Annotated in this window: 14 protein-coding genes, 1 tRNA gene and 1 other RNA gene; 6 read left to right on the forward strand and 10 right to left on the reverse strand. The window is 54.1% G+C overall.

All coding sequences use genetic code 11. The annotated features are described in order from the left end of the window. Window positions 1–53 precede the first annotated feature (53 nt). Both macA and macB read left to right on the forward strand, forming a co-directional pair. Complete coding sequence (gene macA, locus NAZ64_RS15080) at window positions 54–1,172, forward strand: macrolide transporter subunit MacA (protein ID WP_061377670.1); 1,119 nt, start codon at window positions 54–56, stop codon at window positions 1,170–1,172. Further along, window positions 1,169–3,115, forward strand: coding sequence for a macrolide ABC transporter ATP-binding protein/permease MacB (macB, locus tag NAZ64_RS15085; protein WP_076935421.1), 1,947 nt, complete (start codon window positions 1,169–1,171; stop codon window positions 3,113–3,115). The genes macA and macB overlap by 4 nt, the downstream gene beginning before the upstream one ends. A 129-nt stretch (window positions 3,116–3,244) precedes the next feature. Here the strand turns inward: macB and cspD are convergent, their stop codons facing one another. Continuing rightward, window positions 3,245–3,466: a cold shock-like protein CspD gene (gene cspD / locus NAZ64_RS15090; RefSeq protein WP_000447499.1), complete on the reverse strand. Its 222-nt coding sequence runs from the start codon at window positions 3,464–3,466 to the stop codon at window positions 3,245–3,247. Between the two features lie 150 nt (window positions 3,467–3,616). Here cspD and NAZ64_RS15095 point away from each other — a divergent pair, with 150 nt between their 5' ends. The 3 genes from NAZ64_RS15095 (at window position 3,617) to clpA (ending at window position 6,417) form a co-directional block, all read left to right on the forward strand. Continuing rightward, window positions 3,617–3,694 carry a hypothetical protein gene (locus NAZ64_RS15095; RefSeq protein WP_212742690.1) on the forward strand — a complete coding sequence of 26 codons (78 nt, stop codon included), beginning with the start codon at window positions 3,617–3,619 and terminating at the stop codon, window positions 3,692–3,694. 95 nt (window positions 3,695–3,789) lie between these two features. Further along, a complete protein-coding gene (gene clpS / locus NAZ64_RS15100) occupies window positions 3,790–4,110 on the forward strand; it encodes an ATP-dependent Clp protease adapter ClpS (protein WP_000520789.1) in 321 nt (106 codons plus the stop codon). Between the two features lie 30 nt (window positions 4,111–4,140). Then, on the forward strand, window positions 4,141–6,417 hold the full coding sequence (clpA, locus tag NAZ64_RS15105) for an ATP-dependent Clp protease ATP-binding subunit ClpA (protein ID WP_220569319.1): 2,277 nt from the start codon (window positions 4,141–4,143) through the stop codon (window positions 6,415–6,417). Between the two features lie 189 nt (window positions 6,418–6,606). Here the strand turns inward: clpA and NAZ64_RS15110 are convergent. The 4 genes from NAZ64_RS15110 to NAZ64_RS15125 form a co-directional block, all read right to left on the reverse strand. After that, window positions 6,607–6,740: non-coding RNA, RtT sRNA (locus NAZ64_RS15110), on the reverse strand. Window positions 6,741–6,973: 233 nt separating this feature from the next. Further along, window positions 6,974–7,061, reverse strand: a tRNA-Ser gene (locus NAZ64_RS15115). Window positions 7,062–7,209: 148 nt separating this feature from the next. Further along, window positions 7,210–7,887 (reverse strand): hydrolase, encoded by a 678-nt coding sequence (locus tag NAZ64_RS15120; protein ID WP_000097897.1) that lies wholly within the window; start codon window positions 7,885–7,887, stop codon window positions 7,210–7,212. A gap of 19 nt (window positions 7,888–7,906) precedes the next feature. Then, window positions 7,907–8,767, reverse strand: a complete 861-nt coding sequence (locus NAZ64_RS15125) for a pirin family protein (protein ID WP_000809969.1) — start codon at window positions 8,765–8,767, stop codon at window positions 7,907–7,909. Between the two features lie 108 nt (window positions 8,768–8,875). Between NAZ64_RS15125 and NAZ64_RS15130 the strand changes: the two genes are divergently transcribed. Next, complete coding sequence (locus NAZ64_RS15130; protein WP_000597928.1) at window positions 8,876–9,787, forward strand: LysR family transcriptional regulator; 912 nt, start codon at window positions 8,876–8,878, stop codon at window positions 9,785–9,787. 90 nt (window positions 9,788–9,877) lie between these two features. On the opposite strand, the gene infA is transcribed toward NAZ64_RS15130, so the two are convergent. The 5 genes from infA to trxB all read right to left on the reverse strand — a co-directional run bounded on the left by infA (window position 9,878) and on the right by trxB (window position 15,728). Then, complete coding sequence (gene infA / locus NAZ64_RS15135) at window positions 9,878–10,096, reverse strand: translation initiation factor IF-1 (RefSeq protein ID WP_001040187.1); 219 nt, start codon at window positions 10,094–10,096, stop codon at window positions 9,878–9,880. Window positions 10,097–10,407: 311 nt separating this feature from the next. Further along, complete coding sequence (aat, locus tag NAZ64_RS15140) at window positions 10,408–11,112, reverse strand: leucyl/phenylalanyl-tRNA--protein transferase (protein WP_001241650.1); 705 nt, start codon at window positions 11,110–11,112, stop codon at window positions 10,408–10,410. A gap of 44 nt (window positions 11,113–11,156) precedes the next feature. After that, window positions 11,157–12,878 carry a heme ABC transporter ATP-binding protein/permease CydC gene (cydC, locus tag NAZ64_RS15145; RefSeq protein WP_220569317.1) on the reverse strand — a complete coding sequence of 574 codons (1,722 nt, stop codon included), beginning with the start codon at window positions 12,876–12,878 and terminating at the stop codon, window positions 11,157–11,159. Continuing rightward, the gene (gene cydD / locus NAZ64_RS15150) at window positions 12,879–14,645 is read right to left on the reverse strand and encodes a heme ABC transporter permease/ATP-binding protein CydD (protein ID WP_017465599.1); all 1,767 of its coding nucleotides are present in this window, start codon (window positions 14,643–14,645) and stop codon (window positions 12,879–12,881) included. Between the two features lie 114 nt (window positions 14,646–14,759). Beyond that, window positions 14,760–15,728, reverse strand: coding sequence for a thioredoxin-disulfide reductase (gene trxB / locus NAZ64_RS15155; RefSeq protein WP_000537406.1), 969 nt, complete (start codon window positions 15,726–15,728; stop codon window positions 14,760–14,762). Between the last annotated feature and the right edge of the window lie 103 nt (window positions 15,729–15,831).

The following is a 15,831-nucleotide window of genomic DNA, read 5'->3' on the forward strand; positions in this document are numbered from 1 at the left end:
GTTTGTTTAGATGCGGTTTACTTTCTGGTTAAAATTTTGCCGTCAGGGTTTCTATGCGTGCTAAGGGAAAGAAATTTAAAAAGCGTTATCTGGTCATTATTTTAATTCTTTTAGTGGGGGGGATGGTTAGCTGGCGAATGATAAATGCGCCGCTGCCAACTTATCAGACATTAATCGTGCGGCCAGGCGATCTTGAACAGAGTGTACTGGCGACTGGAAAACTGGACGCGTTGCGTAAAGTGGATGTCGGCGCGCAGGTGAGCGGCCAGTTGAAAACGCTGCTGGTCTCCATTGGAGATAACGTTAAAAAAGATCAGCTACTCGGCGTGATTGACCCAGATCAGGCGGAGAACCAGATAAAAGAGGTCGAGGCCACCCTGATGGAGCTGAACGCGGAGCGTCAGCAGGCAGCCGCTGAGTTAAAGCTGGCGCGGGTTACGCTGGCGCGCCAGCAGCAGTTAGCTAAGACTCAGGCGGTATCGCAACAGGATCTGGATACCGCGGCGACGGAGATGGCGGTTAAACAGGCGCGTATTGGCACCATAGATGCCCAGATCAAACGTAATCGGGCCTCGTTGGACACCGCGAAAACCAACCTGGAATATACCCGTATTGTTGCCCCCATGGCGGGGGAAGTGACGCAAATCACTACCCTGCAAGGACAAACGGTGATTGCAGCTCAGCAGGCGCCCAATATTCTGACGCTGGCGGATATGAGCACCATGCTGGTAAAAGCGCAGGTCTCGGAAGCGGACGTGATCCATCTTCGGGCGGGGCAGAAAGCATGGTTCACCATTGCAGGCGATCCGCAAACGCGCTATGAAGGCGTTTTAAAAGATATTCTGCCGACGCCGGAAAAGGTCAACGACGCTATTTTTTATTACGCCCGGTTTGAAGTGCCGAATCCCAAAAGAATCTTGCGTCTTGATATGACCGCACAGGTTTATATTCAACTCATGGATGTCAAAAATGTGCTGATTATTCCTCTCGCCGCGCTTGGCGAACCGGTGGGCGGCAATCGTTATAAAGTGGCGCTGTTGCGTAACGGCGAAAAACGTGAGCGCGAAGTGGTCATTGGCGAGCGTAACGATACAGACGTGGAAGTGGTTAAAGGTCTGGAAGCGGGCGATGAGGTGATCATCGGCGAAAGCAGGCCAGGAGCGACGCCATGACGGCATTGCTTGAACTGCGCAATGTGAGTCGCAGCTACCCCTCCGGAGAAGAGCAGGTGGCGGTGTTGAAAGATATCTCCCTGCAAATCCACGCCGGGGAGATGGTGGCGATCGTCGGCGTTTCCGGTTCTGGAAAATCAACGCTGATGAATATCCTCGGGTGCCTGGATAAACCGACCAGCGGCACTTATCGGGTGGCGGGGCGGGACGTCTCGACGCTGGACCCGGACGCGCTGGCGCAGCTGCGGCGTGAGCATTTTGGCTTTATCTTTCAGCGCTACCATCTGTTGTCGCATTTAACGGCAGCGCAAAATGTTGAAATCCCCGCCGTCTACGCCGGCATTGAACGCAAAAAACGCCAGGCGCGCGCCAGAGAGTTACTTCTGCGGCTGGGATTAAGCGATCGCGTCGATTACCCACCTTCACAGCTTTCTGGCGGACAGCAGCAGCGTGTCAGTATTGCCCGCGCGCTGATGAACGGCGGACAGGTGATTCTGGCGGATGAACCGACCGGCGCGCTGGATAGCCATTCCGGCGAAGAGGTGATGGCGATTTTGCGCCAACTGCGCGATCGCGGACATACGGTGATCATTGTGACGCACGATCCGCTGATTGCCGCCCAGGCGGAGCGGATTATTGAAATTCACGATGGCAAGATTGTCCATAATCCGCTCGCGCAGGAAAAGAAACGCGAACAGGGCGTTGACGCTGTCGTAGTTAATACGGCTCCCGGCTGGCGGCAATTTGCCAGCAGCTTTCGCGAAGCGCTGTCGATGGCGTGGTTAGCGATGGCCGCTAACAAAATGCGTACTTTACTGACCATGCTGGGAATTATTATCGGTATTGCGTCGGTGGTGTCGATTGTGGTGGTCGGCGACGCCGCAAAACAGATGGTACTGGCGGATATCCGCGCTATGGGCACTAACACGATTGATATTCATCCAGGCAAAGATTTCGGCGACGACAACCCGCAGTATCGACAGGCGCTGAAATATGACGATCTGGTCGCTATTCAGAAACAGCCGTGGGTTAACTCTGCGACGCCCAGCGTTTCAAAGAGCTTACGTCTTCGCTATGGCAATATTGATATTGCCGTAAATGCTAATGGCGTCAGTGGCGATTATTTTAACGTTTACGGCATGTCTTTTAGGGAGGGGAACACCTTCAATGCTGTACAGCAACAGGATCGCGCGCAGGTGGTGGTGCTGGATGCCAACACGCGACGCCAGCTATTTCCAAATAAAGCGAATGTCGTAGGGGAAGTGGTGCTGGTGGGTAATATGCCGGTTATTGTTATTGGCGTGGCGGAAGAGAAACCGTCCATGTACGGCAATAGCAATCTGTTGCAAGTTTGGTTGCCCTATAGCACGATGTCAGATCGCATAATGGGTCAGTCATGGCTTAACTCGATCACCGTTCGTGTGAAAGATGGCGTTGATAGCGATCAGGCTGAACAGCAGCTTACCCGCCTGCTCACCTTACGCCACGGTAAAAAAGACTTCTTCACCTGGAATATGGACAGCGTCCTGAAAACGGCTGAAAAAACCACCTATACTCTTCAGTTATTTCTGACGCTGGTGGCCGTCATTTCGCTGGTTGTCGGCGGCATCGGCGTTATGAATATTATGCTGGTTTCCGTCACCGAGCGAACGCGTGAAATCGGCATCCGTATGGCGGTAGGCGCGCGCGCCAGCGATGTGCTACAGCAGTTTCTTATTGAAGCGGTGCTGGTTTGTCTGGTTGGAGGAGCGCTGGGGATTAGCTTGTCGATGTTCATCGCATTTATGCTACAGCTTTTCCTGCCCGGCTGGGAGATCGGTTTTTCACTGACTGCGCTGGCGAGCGCGTTTTTATGTTCGACGTTTACTGGGATACTGTTTGGTTGGCTACCGGCGAGAAACGCGGCGCGACTGGACCCGGTGGATGCGCTGGCAAGGGAGTAATCTTGCTGACGTCATTTGTCGGCCTGATAAGATGTAACAGTGTCGCTATCAGGAACTGGCGTTAAATAAAAATGCCAGCCGATCGGGCTGGCATTTTGCCTCCTGGATGTACACAATGAGACAGAGGAGCTATGCAACGGCCTCTGCTTCGATGGGCACGATGACGCTGGCGTGATTGCCTTTTGGCCCCTGGTGTACATCAAACCGGACAGACTGTCCGGCTTTAAGCGTTCTGTAACCATCCATTTGAATGGTGGAATAATGGGCGAAAATATCCTCGCCGCCGCCTTCAGGGCAGATGAAACCAAACCCTTTGGCATTGTTGAACCACTTTACAGTACCCGTTTCCATGCTTCGACATCCTTCGTAAATCTTATATAAGTAAGATGGAATGAACCGGTGACGGAGTGGGGGCTGTTCAAAACCTCACCAACTCTCGACATTACAATTTAGAGAAATCAGGCGAGGCGTCAAGCATCAGGCAGGGGGGATCGGGTAAAAATGAATCAAAAATTTGAAGCAGTTAACGCTATTGCCGGGAATGTGACAGATGTCGCGGATGGTACTGATAGATGTTAGTTATCTATCAATTGAGGTAGATTGATTATGTGCATAGACTTTGGTCAGCGGCAGATTTTCCTGCCGACAACCGTAACCGATAATGACGACTGACGATGGGTAAGACGAACGATTGGCTGGATTTTGACCAGCTGGTGGAAGATAGCGTGCGCGACGCGCTAAAACCGCCATCTATGTATAAAGTGATATTAGTCAATGATGACTACACTCCGATGGAGTTTGTTATTGACGTGTTACAAAAATTCTTTTCTTATGATGTAGAACGTGCAACGCAATTGATGCTTGCAGTTCACTATCAAGGCAAAGCCATCTGCGGCGTGTTCACCGCCGAGGTGGCGGAAACCAAAGTGGCGATGGTGAACAAGTATGCAAGGGAGAACGAGCATCCGTTGCTGTGTACGCTGGAAAAAGCCTGAATGCAGGTATAAAAATTGGGGGAGGTGCCTATGCTCAATCAAGAACTGGAACTCAGTTTAAACATGGCTTTCGCCAGAGCGCGCGAGCACCGTCATGAGTTTATGACCGTCGAGCATCTGTTGCTGGCGCTGCTCAGCAACCCATCGGCTCGCGAAGCGCTGGAAGCATGCTCCGTGGATCTGGTGGCGCTCCGTCAGGAACTCGAAGCCTTCATTGAACAAACCACACCCGTACTGCCTGCCAGTGAAGAAGAGCGTGATACGCAGCCGACGTTAAGTTTCCAGCGTGTCCTGCAACGTGCCGTCTTCCATGTTCAGTCTTCCGGGCGTAGTGAAGTGACTGGCGCGAATGTGCTGGTGGCTATCTTTAGCGAACAGGAATCACAGGCGGCTTATCTGCTGCGCAAGCATGAAGTGAGCCGTCTGGATATCGTGAACTTTATTTCTCACGGGACGCGAAAAGACGAACCGAGCCAATCTTCCGATCTCGGCAATCAGCCAACTGGCGACGAACAAGCTGGCGGGGAGGAACGTATGGAAAACTTCACGACGAATCTTAACCAACTTGCTCGCGTGGGCGGCATCGATCCGCTGATTGGTCGTGAAAAAGAACTGGAACGCGCGATCCAGGTTCTGTGTCGTCGCCGTAAAAATAACCCGTTGCTGGTGGGGGAATCCGGCGTTGGCAAAACGGCGATTGCCGAAGGGCTGGCCTGGCGTATCGTGCAGGGCGATGTGCCGGAAGTGATGGCCGATTGCACCATTTACTCGCTGGATATCGGTTCGCTGCTGGCAGGCACCAAATACCGCGGCGATTTTGAAAAACGGTTTAAGGCGTTGCTGAAACAGCTTGAGCAGGATACCAACAGCATCCTGTTTATCGATGAAATCCATACCATTATCGGCGCTGGCGCGGCGTCGGGCGGACAGGTGGATGCGGCAAATCTGATTAAACCGCTGCTTTCCAGCGGCAAGATCCGGGTGATCGGCTCAACGACCTATCAGGAATTCAGCAATATTTTTGAGAAAGACCGCGCATTAGCACGCCGTTTCCAGAAAATTGATATTACCGAGCCTTCGGTGGAAGAGACGGTGCAAATTATCAACGGCTTGAAACCTAAGTACGAAGCGCACCACGACGTGCGTTATACCGCGAAAGCGGTGCGTGCGGCGGTCGAGCTGGCGGTAAAATATATCAATGACCGCCATCTGCCGGATAAAGCCATTGACGTGATTGACGAAGCGGGCGCTCGGGCGCGTCTGATGCCGATGAGTAAACGTAAGAAAACGGTCAACGTGGCGGATATTGAGTCCGTAGTGGCGCGAATTGCGCGAATTCCTGAAAAGAGCGTCTCGCAGAGCGATCGCGATACGCTGAAGAACCTGGGCGATCGTCTGAAAATGCTGGTCTTCGGCCAGGATAACGCGATTGAGGCGCTGACCGAAGCTATTAAGATGAGTCGTGCCGGTCTGGGCCATGAGCATAAACCTGTCGGCTCCTTCCTGTTCGCCGGGCCAACTGGCGTAGGGAAAACTGAAGTTACGGTACAGCTTTCAAAAGCGCTGGGTATTGAGCTGTTGCGCTTCGATATGTCCGAATATATGGAGCGTCATACGGTGAGCCGTTTGATCGGCGCGCCTCCGGGATACGTCGGTTTCGACCAGGGCGGGCTGCTGACGGATGCGGTGATTAAGCATCCTCATGCGGTGCTGTTGCTGGATGAGATCGAAAAAGCGCACCCGGATGTCTTTAACCTGCTGCTGCAGGTGATGGATAACGGTACGCTGACCGATAACAACGGCCGTAAGGCGGATTTCCGCAATGTGGTGCTGGTGATGACCACCAACGCCGGCGTGCGAGAAACCGAACGTAAATCTATTGGTCTTATTCATCAGGACAACAGTACCGATGCGATGGGCGAGATCAAGAAAGTGTTTACGCCGGAGTTCCGTAACCGTCTCGACAACATTATTTGGTTCGATCATCTGTCTGGCGAGGTGATCCATCAGGTTGTCGATAAGTTTATCGTCGAGTTGCAGGCCCAGTTGGATCAGAAAGGCGTCTCCCTGGAAGTCAGTCAGGAAGCGCGCGACTGGCTGGCGGAAAAGGGCTATGACCGGGCGATGGGCGCACGACCGATGGCGCGTGTGATTCAGGATAATCTGAAAAAACCGCTGGCCAATGAGTTGCTGTTTGGATCGCTGGTTGATGGCGGACAGGTCACCGTCGCGCTGGATAAAGAGAAAAATGCGTTGACGTATGGCTTCCAGAGTGCGCAAAAGCACAAGCCGGAAGCCGCGCATTAATCTTCGTTTCACTGCCGTACAAACCGGGCCTTAGCGCCCGGTTTTTTTACGCCGGCTAATAGTTAGCCTGATGGCGTTGTGCTCGCGATAGGCGGATAAGGCGCTTGTAAATTGCGCCATCATCCGGTAATCGATGGGGGGTTAATGCGAAAAAAAGCCCGTACTTTCGTACGAGCTCTTTCTTAAATATGGCGGTGAGGGGGGATTGACTCGCTGCGCTCGCCCTTCGGGCAGTCTCCTCGCAGGCTCGTCGTCTGTCCAACTGGCTGCGCCAGTTGTCGAACCCCGGTCGGGTGTTCTCATCCCCCCTTGGTTTGGGGGATACATATAAGCAAAAAGCCCGTACTTCTGTACAGGCTCTCAACTTAAATATGGCGGTGAGGGGGGGATTGACTCGCTGCGCTCGCCCTTCGGGCAGTCTCCTCGCAGGCTCGTCGTCTGTCCAACTGGCTGCGCCAGTTGTCGAACCCCGGTCGGGTGTTCTCATCCCCCCTTGGTTTGGGGGATACATATAAGCAAAAAGCCCGTACTTCTGTACAGGCTCTCAACTTAAATATGGCGGTGAGGGGGGGATTCGAACCCCCGATACGTTGCCGTATACACACTTTCCAGGCGTGCTCCTTCAGCCACTCGGACACCTCACCATATTGTATTTCTGCCTGACCACTTGGGGGGCAACGGGGCGCTACTATAGGGAGTTGCGCTAAAACGGTCAAGCAGAATTTACATATTCACTGTCGTTTGCTCATGCAATAGACATAATCCCCGCCCAAACTGGCGCGGGGAGGCAAATTAGCGCTGTGAATCCAACATTTCGTTGTTTTTCACCACATCCTGCGCTTTGCTGTAGCTTTCGATCAGCAGTTGATAGGCCGGGAATACCTGAGTATAAACGTCGGCCCACGCGGCGGCGTCTTCACGGTTCCAGGTGCCTTGCAGCTCAGAGGCGACCGCGGCAGTATCCATTGGTACGACGCCAGCCTGTACGATACGCGCCAGGGTGATCTCCTGCGCCATCTTACTGTAGGTGCCGGATGCGTCGATCACGGCAAATACCTTATAACCTTCCGCTACCGCGCTAATGGCCGGGAATGCCATGCACACGCTGGTAATCGTCCCGGCAATGATCAGCGTCTTACGACCCGTCGCTTTTACCGCGTTCACGAAATCTTCGTTATCCCAGGCGTTAATTTCACCTTTGCGTGCAATATACTGCGCATGTGGCGCATTAGCGTGGATCTCTGGGATCAGCGGGCCGTTCGGACCTTGCGGTACGGATGCCGTGGTAATGACCGGCATTTTCGCTAACGTCGCCATCTTCGCCAACGCCGCGGCGCGAGCGCGTAATTCCGGCATTGGCATATCGCCTACGGTCTGGAAAAGACCGCTTTGATGATCGATTAAAAGCATCACGGAATCGTTAACATCAATTACCGGGCGCAAACCATTAAAATTAGCAGGACTTGACATCGTGTTCTCCTTCATGTTTTCAGATTTGGCCAAAACGGCCGGAGTTGAAATCGCGGACTGCTTCTGCGATCTCTTGTTTCGTGTTCATAACAAATGGGCCGTAACCCACAATCGGTTCATTCAGCGGCTCGCCTGATAACAGCAATACGCTGGCGTCGCTGCTGGCCTCAAGGTGCAGCGTTTTCCCTTGCTGGCTCAACACCACCAGTTGCGCTTCGTTGACCGGCGTCGTGCCGTTCACCGTGATATTGCCTTTCAGTACCACCAGCGCGGTGCTCCATCCTTCCGGCTGTGCCAATGTAAGCTGGCGATTGCGTTGCAGGCGCATATCCCAGACATTGAGCGGCGAGAAAGTGTGCGCCGGGCCTTTTGTCTCTTCATAACGCCCTGCAATGACCCGCACGACTCCGGCGTCATCCGGCAACGTAACGGTCGGGATAACATCGTGGGTAATGCTTTGATAACCCGGGGTGGTCATTTTGTCCTTCATTGGAAGGTTAACCCACAACTGCACCATTTCCAGTTCGCCGCCCCGACGGGTAAACGCGTCGGAATGGAACTCTTCATGCAAAATGCCTGCGCCTGCGGTCATCCACTGAACGTCGCCCGGGCCGATAACGCCGCCGCGACCGGTAGAGTCCCGATGCTCGACTTCGCCACTATAAACAATCGTCACGGTCTCGAAACCGCGGTGTGGATGCTCTCCAACGCCGCGTTTTTCATTACCCGGCGTAAATGTGTGCGGCCCGGCATAATCCAGCAGCAGGAATGGACTCAACTGCTGCGCATGTGACTGATAAGAAAAGAGTGAACGAACCGGAAATCCATCGCCAACCCAGTGCGGGCGAGGTGCGGTATAGACGCCTGTAATCTGTTTCATGGTGTTCTCCTCAGTGGCGTTGTCTTGATGTGAATAAGCTTATATTCATGACAAAAGGTTCGGTAGTGGCTAAAATGGCTCATACCGTTCCATTAATAGGACAATGTAATGATAAAAACGGATCTCAATGATTTTGCGTGGTTTGTGCATGTGGTCGAAGAGGGTGGGTTTGCCGCGGCGGGGCGTGCGCTTGATGAACCAAAATCAAAACTGAGCCGGCGTATTGCGCAACTGGAGGAACGGTTGGGCGTGCGATTGATTCAGCGAACCACCCGGCAGTTTAACGTTACCGAAGTGGGACAAACATTCTATGAGCACTGTAAAGCGATGCTGGTGGAAGCTCAGGCGGCGCAGGATGCCATTGCCGCATTGCAGGTAGAACCTCGCGGTATCGTGAAGCTAACCTGCCCGGTGACGTTGCTGCATGTACACATCGGCCCAATGCTGGCGAAGTTTATGGCGCGTTATCCTGATGTTTCGCTACAGCTTGAAGCGACCAATCGTCGGGTGGACGTCGTAGGGGAGGGGGTGGATGTGGCGATTCGCGTCAGGCCGCGCCCGTTTGAGGATAGCGATCTGGTGATGCGCGTCCTGGCTGACAGAGGGCATCGCCTGTTTGCCAGCCCGGATCTCATCGCACGGATGGGAATCCCTTCCGCGCCGGCGGAGTTGAGCCATTGGCCAGGGCTAAGTCTTGCATCCGGCAAGCATATTCACCGCTGGGAACTTTATGGCCCGCAGGGCGCACGTGCGGAAGTCCATTTTACCCCGCGTATGATTACCACCGACATGTTGGCGCTACGCGAGGCGGCGATGGCGGGCGTGGGGCTTGTGCAGTTACCTGTCTTAATGGTGAAAGAACAACTGGCCGCCGGTGAACTGGTCGCGGTGCTGGAAGAGTGGGAGCCCCGGCGGGAGGTTATTCATGCTGTGTTCCCATCCCGGCGAGGATTATTACCTTCCGTACGCGCGTTGGTCGATTTTTTGACGGAAGAGTATGCGCGCATGGTGGAAGAGTAACCTGCTCGTCATTCATCGACTTAATGGACGCAAAAAAGGCCGGTTAAACCGACCTTTTATCCAGCCGCCCTTCAGGGCGTGAGGAGACAATTAGCGACTACGGAAGACAATGCGGCCTTTGCTCAGGTCGTACGGGGTCAGCTCAACGGTCACTTTGTCGCCCGTCAGGATGCGGATGTAGTTCTTACGCATTTTACCGGAGATGTGTGCAGTAACCACGTGACCGTTTTCTAACTCTACGCGGAACATGGTATTAGGTAACGTTTCGAGAACGGTACCTTGCATTTCAATATTGTCTTCTTTGGCCATCTAATCCTCTGGGGTATCACTACCATAATTTGAACCGGCAAGATAATGCCGAACTTCTTTTGATAAGTAAAGATTTGTGCGTTTAAAACACAGCAAACCAGGTTTAGCACATGATTCCGCGACACACGACAACGCCGCGTTATACACCTTTTCCCTGATACTACCGCCTGATGTATCGACATAAGCGCAACATATAAGGGAACGGTGAAATAAACGATGGGCGTTACCTGACAACGGGCTGCGGGATAATGAGCTAAACCAATTCTGCGGCAGCAATTATAACACCCCAATAAAAAATGTGCCGAAAACATTCACTTCCGGGGCAAAAATAATGTCCGCGGCACCCAAAAACGGGAGGCCAGCGGCTGTTGGCGTAAGGCCGCGAGGTGATCGAGGTAGTCACGACGTGGAATTTCAATGGCACCGAGCGAGGCGGTATGACTATTAAGTACCTGACAATCAATAAGTTTACCGCCGTGGCGGGTAAATTCAGCGCAAAAAACCAGCAGTGCGGTTTTAGAGGCATTCTCCTGGCGGCTAAACATCGATTCGCCGCAAAACAGCGCCCCCTGCGAGACGCCATACATCCCGCCGACCAGTTCCCGATCGCGCCACACTTCAATGGAGTGCGCGTGGCCCAATTCATGTAATCGGCGATAGGCTTCCTCAATACCACGCGTTATCCAGGTGCCTTCGTCACGGTGATTGGCGCATCCATCAATGACCCGATCGAAAGCGTAATTGAGCGTCACGCGGTAAGGGGATGCGTTGTGAAAGCGCTTCATGCTGCGACTGAGGTGAAACTTTTCAGGCCACAGCACGGCGCGCGGATCGGGCGACCACCACAGAATCGGGTCGCCCGGCGAAAACCACGGGAAAATCCCGTGCTGGTAGGCCATTAACAACCGGGCAGGGCTGAGATCGCCGCCCAGCGCCAGTAAACCGTTAGGCTCGCGTAAAGCGCCTTCCGGCGAAGGGAAGGCGATAGAATGTCGGGAAAGCTGAACCAGACGCATGACGGCGAAACTCCAGTACGCAAGTCGGATCGTTCAATAATAGCTTACAGACGTTGTTTAAACTGATAATAGCGCCCTTGTCCGGCTAACAATTCTGCATGAGTGCCTCGCTCAATGATGCGCCCGTCGTCCATTACGATGATTTGATCAAAACGGGCCAGGCCGCGCAAACGGTGAGTCACCATCAGGACGGTTTTCTCGCGCATCACATCGGCAAGTAATTCCAGCATTTCGCTCTCGGTGGTCGCATCCAGCCCCTCAGTAGGCTCATCCAACAGCATCAACGGGGCATCGTGCAACAGCGCGCGGGCGATGGCCAGGCGACGAAGTTCGCCGCCGGATAGCAGGCGACCGCCTTCGCCGAGCCAGCTATTAAGCCCACTATCTTCGAGCAGATTTTCGAGGCCGACGCGACGCAGCATATCGGAAATGGCTTCGTCGCTGGCATTGGGCGCCGCCAGTAATAAATTATCACGCAGCGTGGCGCTGAACAGGTGGACACGCTGCGGCACCACGCTGATAGTCCGGCGTAAGGCGGATTCGCTCAACGAGGATAGCGGAAGATCGTTGAGCAGAATTTCGCCTTGTTGCGGGTCCCAGGCGCGGGTGAGTAGCTGCAACAGCGTTGATTTTCCGCAGCCGGTACGCCCCAGAATAGCGACATGCTCGCCAGGATTAGCCTGTAATGAGAGGGCATTGAGCGCATTAATCGGCTGGTCGGGATAACGAAACGAAACATCCCGCAGGGTGAGTGTGACCTTTTCCGGCGCGGGAGTTTCTGCCTGTGGAAAGGTCACCTCCGGTTTTTGCTCCGTTAATTCAGTGATACGAAGCGCAGAGGCGATAACCTGCCCCAGATGCTGGAATGCGCCGGTAACGGGCGCAAGCGCCTCGAAAGCCGCCAGCGCGCAGAAGACAAACAGCGCGATGAGCGCGCCGGGCTGCGTATTGCCGCCAACGCCGCCGGAGGCCATCCACAACATTAACATCACCGCCAGCGCGCCAATCAGCAGCATTAACGCCTGCGATAAGGCGGTCAGTTCAGACTGTCGGCGTTGGGCCTCATGCCATTGTAATTCGGTGGCTTCCATTTGCGCCCGATAGCGTTTGCTGGCGCCAAAAATGGTGAGTTCCGCCTGGCCCTGTAACCATGACGTGAGCTGTTGGCGATACTGACCGCGTAGATGCGTCAGATTTTGGCCGGTATTTTTGCCGGCGCGATAAAACACCGGCGGCATAATAAACAGCGTCAACAGCATAATGCCGCCCAGCGTGATCGCCAGCGTCACGTCGAGAACGCTAAGCCCCAGGGTGACAATCATAATCACTACAAAAGCGCCGACCAGCGGGGAGATGACGCGCAAATAGAGATGATCCAGCGTGTCGACGTCGGCAACGATGCGATTCAGCAGTTCACCTTGCTGATATCGCGCCAGACCCGCGGGGGAGAGCGGTAGAAGTTTGCTGAAGGTGTAAATACGCAGATGTTGCAGCACGCGGAACGTGGCGTCATGACTTACCAGACGTTCAAAATAACGACCGGCGGTACGGGTAATGGCCGCGCCGCGCACTCCGGCTGCCGGGAGCATATAGTTAAAACTGTAAATTCCCGCGAAGCCTGCGATAGCGGACGCGGACAGGAACCAGCCGGAAAGCGTCAGCAGCCCGATACTGGCAAGCAGGGTCAGGATTGCCAGCGCAATTCCCAGCGTTAGCATCCATTTGTGGCGTTTATAAAGCGTCAGATAAGGGAGTAGCGCGCGCATTTAAATATCCTCCTGACGGTGAGCCAATAACGTCGCAAAAGCGCCGTTGGCGGCGCTGAGTTCGGCATAACTGCCTTGTTCGACAATCGCGCCATCTTGCATAACCCAGATAGCGTCCCAGTCGGCGAGATCTTCCAACTGATGCGTTACCATTAATGTGGTCTGGCGTTTTGACGCCGCTTTTAACGCCTGCATGACGCGTTGCTCGCTGTGAGCGTCCAGGCTTGCCGCCGGTTCATCCAGCAGTAGCAGTTGACAGGGATTAAGTAGCGCACGGGCGACCGCTACACGCTGTGCCTGGCCGACGGAAAGTCTGCTGGCATGATTGCCGAGCGGGGTGTCTACTCCCTGCGGCAGCAGCGGTAAAAACTCGCTTACCCATGCGGCGTCAAGCGCGGCATAAAGTTCCTGCTCGCTGGCGTCCGGGCGCGCCAGTAATACATTTTCGCGTAGCGTCGCCGCAGGTAATTGCGGGTTTTGTCCAACCCAGGAGAGATGCTGGCGCCAGGATTCCGGCGAGAGATCGCGAAGCTCGACACCGTTAATACGCAAAGATCCCTGATAGGAGAGAAAACCGGATAATACATTCAACAGAGAGCTTTTACCGGAACCGCTGCGTCCTACCAGGACGGCGCGTTCTCCTGCCGCTAATGAGAAATTCAGCGGCCCGGCAAGCGTTTTGCCTTCTGGCGAGGTGATAATAAGATTGACTGCGTCAATGGTTACAGGTTCGTTTTCCGCCAGCTCAACTTCGCCGCGCGCCGGGTGGGCGAGGGGTGTTTCCAGAAACGTCTTCAGACTATCCGCCGCGCCAACTGCCTGCGCCTTAGCATGATAAAACGTACCGAGGTCGCGTAACGGCTGGAAAAACTCCGGCGCGAGGATCAAGGCGAGGAACCCGGCGGCGAGCGTCACACCGGTACCGTAATGACCAAAGTTCAGCTCGCCCAGGTAAGAGAAGCCAAAATAAACGGCGACCAGCGCAATAGAAAGCGAGGTGAAAAACTCCAGCACGCCGGAAGATAAAAAGGCGAGGCGCAGTACTTCCATCGTGCGCTGACGAAAATCCTGCGATGCTGCGCGAATGCTTTCGGTTTCCGCTTCTCCACGACCGAAAATTCGCAGCGTTTCCATCCCGCGCAGACGGTCAAGAAAATGGCCGCTTAGCCGGGCAAGCGCCAGGAAATTGCGGCGGTTGGCGTCAGCCGCGCCCATTCCCACCATCGCCATAAATAGGGGAATGAGCGGGGCAGTGCCCAGCAGAATCAGCGCCGCCGCCCAATTTGACGGGAAAATCGCCGCCACGATTAAGAGCGGTACGCAAACGGCAAGCGCCATTTGCGGCAGATAGCGCGCATAATAGTCATGCATATCGTCAATCTGTTCCAACACCAGCGTCGCCCAGCTACCGGCGGGCTTGCCCTGAATCCAGGCTGGGCCGGCTTGCTGCAGACGATCCAACACCTGACGGCGGATCTCAAAGCGAATATGTTGTCCGGCATGAAAACCGACGCGCTCACGCAACCACACCACCCAGGCGCGGAGGACAAAGATCAGTATCAGCAGGATAAAAGGGAGCAACAGCGCTTCCCGTGGAATGTTCTCCATGATCATATGTTGCAGGATACGCGCCATGATCCAGGCCTGAGCGACAATTAATACGCCACTCATGAACCCCAACAGGCGGGAAATATTCAACCACCGTTGGGAGATTACGCTTTGCTGTTTTAACCAGCGGGTCAGCTCTTTTTGACGGGTTTTATTCATTGCACGCTTAGCAGGTGAGTTATTAGAATTTCAGGCAGGGGCAATGTTACAACGACGCAAAAATAAAGGCGACTTATAGTCGCCTTTTTTACTTTTGTTACTGATTTGTAAAAACTATTTGCTCGCGTCGGCCAGACCATCGAGATAGCGTTCAGCATCCAGCGCCGCCATACAGCCCGTACCTGCAGAGGTGATCGCCTGACGGTAAATATGATCCATGACGTCACCCGCCGCGAATACGCCAGGGATGCTGGTTTGTGTGGCGTTGCCATGGGTGCCGGACTGAACTTTGATATAACCATTTTCCAGCTCAAGCTGGCCTTCGAAGAGCGCCGTGTTTGGGCTATGACCGATGGCTACGAAAAGTCCGGCGATATCCAGCGTCTCGATATTATCGCTCTGCTGCGTGTCGCGAAGACGCAGACCGGTGACGCCCATCTGATCGCCGGTCACTTCTTCCAGCGTCCGGTTGGTGTGCAGAATGATATTGCCATTTTCAACTTTATCCATCAGGCGCTTAATGAGGATTTTTTCAGCGCGGAAACCGTCACGGCGATGGATAAGGTGCACTTCCGAAGCGATGTTGGACAGATAAAGCGCTTCTTCAACCGCGGTGTTGCCGCCGCCGATCACCGCCACTTTCTGATTGCGGTAGAAGAAACCGTCGCAGGTTGCGCAGGCGGAAACGCCGCGCCCTTTAAAGGCTTCTTCCGATGGCAGCCCCAGATAGCGCGCGGAAGCGCCGGTCGCAATGATCAACGCATCACAAGTGTACTCTGCGCTGTCACCTGTCAGACGGAACGGACGATTTTGCAGATCCACTTTGTTGATGTGATCAAAAATTATCTCAGTTTCAAATTTTGCCGCATGTTCATGCATGCGTTCCATCAGCAGCGGGCCGGTCAAATCGTTTGGATCGCCGGGCCAGTTTTCCACTTCCGTCGTGGTAGTCAGTTGACCGCCTTTTTCCATACCGGTAATAAGTACCGGCTGTAAATTTGCGCGCGCGGCATACACCGCCGCGGTATATCCCGCCGGTCCTGAGCCCAGAATAAGCAGCTTACTGTGTTTGGTCGTGCCCATGAGATCCCCATAGTTGTTGGCAGACAATGAGCAGAATTGTAGGGAATTTACAGACGTAAAAAAAGAGCATAACGATTTTGTTAACAATATGTGTAATAGCATG

Source organism: Salmonella sp. A1325 (assembly GCF_056991255.1).